Source organism: Nocardioides sp. (assembly GCF_036401255.1).
Classification (GTDB): domain Bacteria; phylum Actinomycetota; class Actinomycetes; order Propionibacteriales; family Nocardioidaceae; genus Nocardioides.
In genome coordinates, this window is sequence record NZ_DASWVI010000037.1 from 1 (window position 1) to 3,879 (window position 3,879).

General features: G+C 73.7%; 4 protein-coding genes and 1 pseudogene. 2 read left to right on the forward strand and 3 right to left on the reverse strand.

Annotated elements, in window-relative coordinates; translation table 11 throughout:
- On the forward strand, positions 1-387 hold a 387-nt coding region (locus tag VGD85_RS01725; protein ID WP_331061726.1), incomplete at its 5' end, for a tetratricopeptide repeat protein.
- Between the two features lie 10 nt (positions 388-397).
- Here the strand turns inward: VGD85_RS01725 and VGD85_RS01730 are convergent.
- On the reverse strand, positions 398-1,306 hold the full coding sequence (locus tag VGD85_RS01730; protein WP_331061727.1) for a LysR family transcriptional regulator: 909 nt from the start codon (positions 1,304-1,306) through the stop codon (positions 398-400).
- A gap of 72 nt (positions 1,307-1,378) precedes the next feature.
- On the opposite strand from VGD85_RS01730, the pseudogene VGD85_RS01735 reads away from it, so the two are divergent.
- Positions 1,379-2,203: pseudogene (locus VGD85_RS01735) on the forward strand (EamA family transporter); the annotation flags it as partial.
- A 33-nt stretch (positions 2,204-2,236) separates the two neighbouring features.
- On the opposite strand, the gene VGD85_RS01740 reads toward VGD85_RS01735, so the two are convergent.
- Complete coding sequence (locus VGD85_RS01740) at positions 2,237-2,755, reverse strand: hypothetical protein (RefSeq protein WP_331061728.1); 519 nt, start codon at positions 2,753-2,755, stop codon at positions 2,237-2,239.
- Positions 2,756-2,900: 145 nt separating this feature from the next.
- The gene (locus tag VGD85_RS01745) at positions 2,901-3,662 is read right to left on the reverse strand and encodes an NUDIX hydrolase (RefSeq protein WP_331061729.1); all 762 of its coding nucleotides are present in this window, start codon (positions 3,660-3,662) and stop codon (positions 2,901-2,903) included.
- Between the last annotated feature and the right edge of the window lie 217 nt (positions 3,663-3,879).

Consider the following 3,879-nt stretch of genomic DNA (forward strand, 5'->3'; position numbering starts at 1 on the left):
GAGGCGCTCGGCGCCGGGGACATCGAGGGTGCGGTCGCGGAGTACCAGCGCCTCGTGGACGCCAACCCGGCCGACGCCGAGGCGGCCGCCGGCCTGGCGATGGCCAAGCTGCTCCAGCGCACGCAGGGCGTCGACCTCGCCGAGGCCCGGGCCGCGGCCGCCGCCGACCCCGACGACGTGGACGCGCAGACCATGGTCGCCGACCTCGACCTCCTCGGCGGACACGTGGAGGACTCCTTCCACCGGCTCGTCGAGACCGTCCGGCGTACGACGGGGGAGGACCGCGACCGCGCTCGCGAGCACCTGATCGGGCTGTTCGGCGCCGTCGGCAACGACGACCCGCGCGTGCTCAAGGCCCGGCAGAACCTCGCCTCCGCGTTGTTCTGACCTGGCAGGGTCAGCCGCTCAGCGGGAGCGAGGCGGCCGCCAGCCCCTCGAGAACGGCGCGTACGGCGGGTGACTCCGCCTGGCTGCGGCGGTGCACCGCGATCACGTCGCGGGTGGGCACCGGGTCGTGGGCGGGTACGGCGACCAGGTCCTCGCCCAGTGGCGCCCGTCCCAGCCGGGGCACGAGCGCGATGCCGAGGCCCGCGCGGGCCAGGGCGAGGTGGGACTCGAACTCCATGGCCTGGTGGACGATCCGGGGCACCCGCCCGGTGCCGTCGTACATCCGGGTCAGCCACTGGCGGCAGATCGTGTTCTCCGGCGTCGCGATCCAGCCCTCGTCGAGGAGGTCGCGCGGACTGACCCGGGCGCGGCCGGCCAGCGGGTGGCCGGCGTGGACGATCACGTCGGCGACGTCGTGGGCGACGACCGTCGCCTGGAGGTGATCGGGGACCGCGATCGACAGGTCGCCCCAGCGGTGCACGACGCCGAGGTCGCTCCGGCCGGTGGCGACCAGGTCGACGGTCTCCCAGGGCTCGCGCTCGGTGAGGGAGACGGTGAGGTCCGGGTGGGCCGCGCACAGCGCGCGGACGACCGGCGCCACCAGCCCGCGCATCGCCGTCGAGAACGCGGTCAGCCGCAGGTGGCCCGCGACCGTGCCGGTCCGCCGGTGCAGGCCCGCCTCGACCTCCTCGAGGTCGGCGAGCAGGCGGGCTCCGGCGGCGACGAGCTGGCGGCCGTGGTCGGTGAGCATCACGCCGCGCCCGACCCGCTCCAGCAGGGCCACGCCGGTCTGGCGCTCGAGCCGCTTGACCTGCTGCGACACCGCGCTGGGGGTGAAGCCGAGGGCGTCCGCCGCGCCCACCACCGACCCCTCGGCGGCGACCGCGCGCAGGCTGGCCAGCGCCGTGAGATCGATCATGCACGGATGCTACATGGCTTCGTGAACGATCATTCGCTGGTGCTTCATAGTCGTGGCGGGTTGGCTGGGCGCATGGATCGCCGGGACCGCCTGCTCGCCGCGCTCGTGGCGACGATCTGGGGCTTCAACTTCGTGGTCATCGACTGGGGCATGGCCGAGATCCCGCCGCTGCTGTTCGCGGCGGTGCGGTTCACCGTGGTCGTGCTGCCCGCGGCCCTCGTCGTACGCCGACCGGACGCGCCCTGGCGCGTGGTCGCGGCCGTCGGGGTGTTCATGTCGCTGGGGCAGTTCGGCCTCCTCTACGTCTCCATGGACGCCGGGATGCCGCCTGGGCTGGCGGCGCTGGTGCTGCAGGCGCAGGTGATCTTCACGGTGGTGATCGCGGCGGGGGTGCTCCGCGAGGTGCCGACCCGCGCCCAGGTGGTCGGCGTGCTGCTCGGCGGTGCGGGGCTGGCGGTCGTCGCCGTCGGCCGTGGCGGTCGCGTCACGCCCGCGGCGTTGGCGCTGTGCCTGCTCGCCGCGCTGTCGTGGGGCATCGGCAACGTGGTGTCGCGCGCCTCGGGCGTCCGAGGCGGGCTCTCGCTGACCGTGTGGTCCGCGCTCGTCGTACCCCTGCCGCTGCTCGCGCTCTCGCTGCTCGTCGACGGGCCGCACGCGGTGGGGGAAGCGCTGGCCTCGTGGTCCTGGCAGGCCGGGGTGTCCACGCTCTACACCGCCGGGCTCGCCTCGCTGGTGGGGTACGGCGTCTTCAACACGCTGCTCTCGCGCAACCAGTCGTCCGCGGTGGTGCCGTGGGTGCTGCTCGCCCCGGTCGTCGCGATGGCGTCGGCGTGGCTGCTGCTCGACCAGCGGCCCAACGCCGCCGAGCTCGCCGGGGGAGGGGTGCTGATCCTCGGCGTGCTCGTGGCGATGCGGCCGCCGAAACGACCCTCAGGCGGCCGGGCCCTTCGCGCGGACGTCGGCGACGGCCGCCATCGCGTCTCGGAGCTCGGCCAGCCAGTCGCCCTCGTGCTGGCCGACGAGGCGGACGCACCAGGCGAGTGCGTCCGACCGTGACCGGGCGACACCCGCGTCGACGAGCGTGTCGAGCACGAGCCGCTGGGGCTGGCGCAGCCGGGTCATGACCGGCGCTGCGACGTGGGTCCACAGCTCGCGGTGCTCCCCGACGGCGACTCCCCAGGAGACCTTGCGCTCGAACCGGTGCTGGGCCTCGCGAGCGATCTCCATGCGCCGCTCGCGGGTGTCCTCACGGAACGCCGAGGCCCGACCGGCCCGCGCCTCCGCGAGCGCGGCGTCCGTGGGGTCCTCGAGCGGCACGTCCGGGATCGTCAGCACGATCGTGATCTCCTCGCGGTCGACGGTGACCTGGGCGGGGGCGTGCTGCCACTCCGCCGGGAGCCGGCCGGCGAACCAGCCCGTCACCCGCTCCTGCTGCTCATTAGTAATCATGTAATCAGTGTTGCACGACCATCAAGGGGCAGGTGTGTCGTTTGGTCACCAACGACAGGGATCGGTCATGAGGTGTTGCGGTTGGTGACCAAACGACAATGGTCCCGGCCCGCAGTCCGGGTCAGAGTCCGCGGGTGGGCGAGCCTCAGAGCCCGCCGGACTCGGTGTACGTCGAGCCGCCGGTGGTGAGGTTGGCGAGCGCGGAGGCCACCCGGCGGGCGGTGAAGTCGGCGCAGCGCTCGCGGGCCTGCTCGAGCGTGCAGAACTCCGCGGAGCGGATCTCCCGGGTCTGTTTCACGATCGTCTCGGTGATCGCGGGCTCGTGCACCCCGCCGTCGAAGACCAGGCAGAGGGCGTCGTCCCACCCGCTCCACGGCGGCAGCCAGTCGGTGAGCAGCAGCGCGCCGGCCTCGATCCGCAGGCCGAGCTCCTCCTCGACCTCGCGGGTGACGGCGAGCTGGGGCGACTCGCCGACCTCGACCACGCCGCCGGGCAGGTCCCAGTCCTGCTTGTAGGTGAGCTCGCAGAGCAGCACCCGGCCCCCGGTGTCGCGCACGAGCATCTGGCTGATCGCGCGCTTGCGTGGCAGGAACGAGTTGAGCAGCGCGCGGAAGCCCTCGGGTTCGTGGACGGGTACGTCGGTGGCGAGCCGGGCGTAGACGATCCGGTCCACGGTGCGCCCCTCGACAGTCACCCCGCGCATCACGCCCTCGCGGCGCAGCCCGGACCACGTGGCGACCCGCTGCGCGGACTCGTCGTCGGGGTCGACCAGCGCCTCGACCCGGGTGTGTCCGGTCAGCGCGGCGGCGACCTCGTGGCGCACGACGTCGACCGGCTGGTCGGGCGTCCAGGCGATCCGCGCGACGCCCTCCGCGACGGTGGTCACGGAGATCGGCTGCTCGGTCACGCCGAAACTGTACCGAGCAGACAACGGCGCGGCGGAACCTCAGAAGCCCCTCGGGCACCACTTGTCGGCCGAAACCCGCGCGACACGCCGGTGCCCCTCGGCGTGTCGTGCGGGTTTCACCGGCTGACCGGTGAAACCCGCACCTACGCCTGCGCCGCGACCCCGTCCTCGAGCAGCGCGGCGTCGAGGTCGCCGGAATGGCCGTGACGGACCGCCT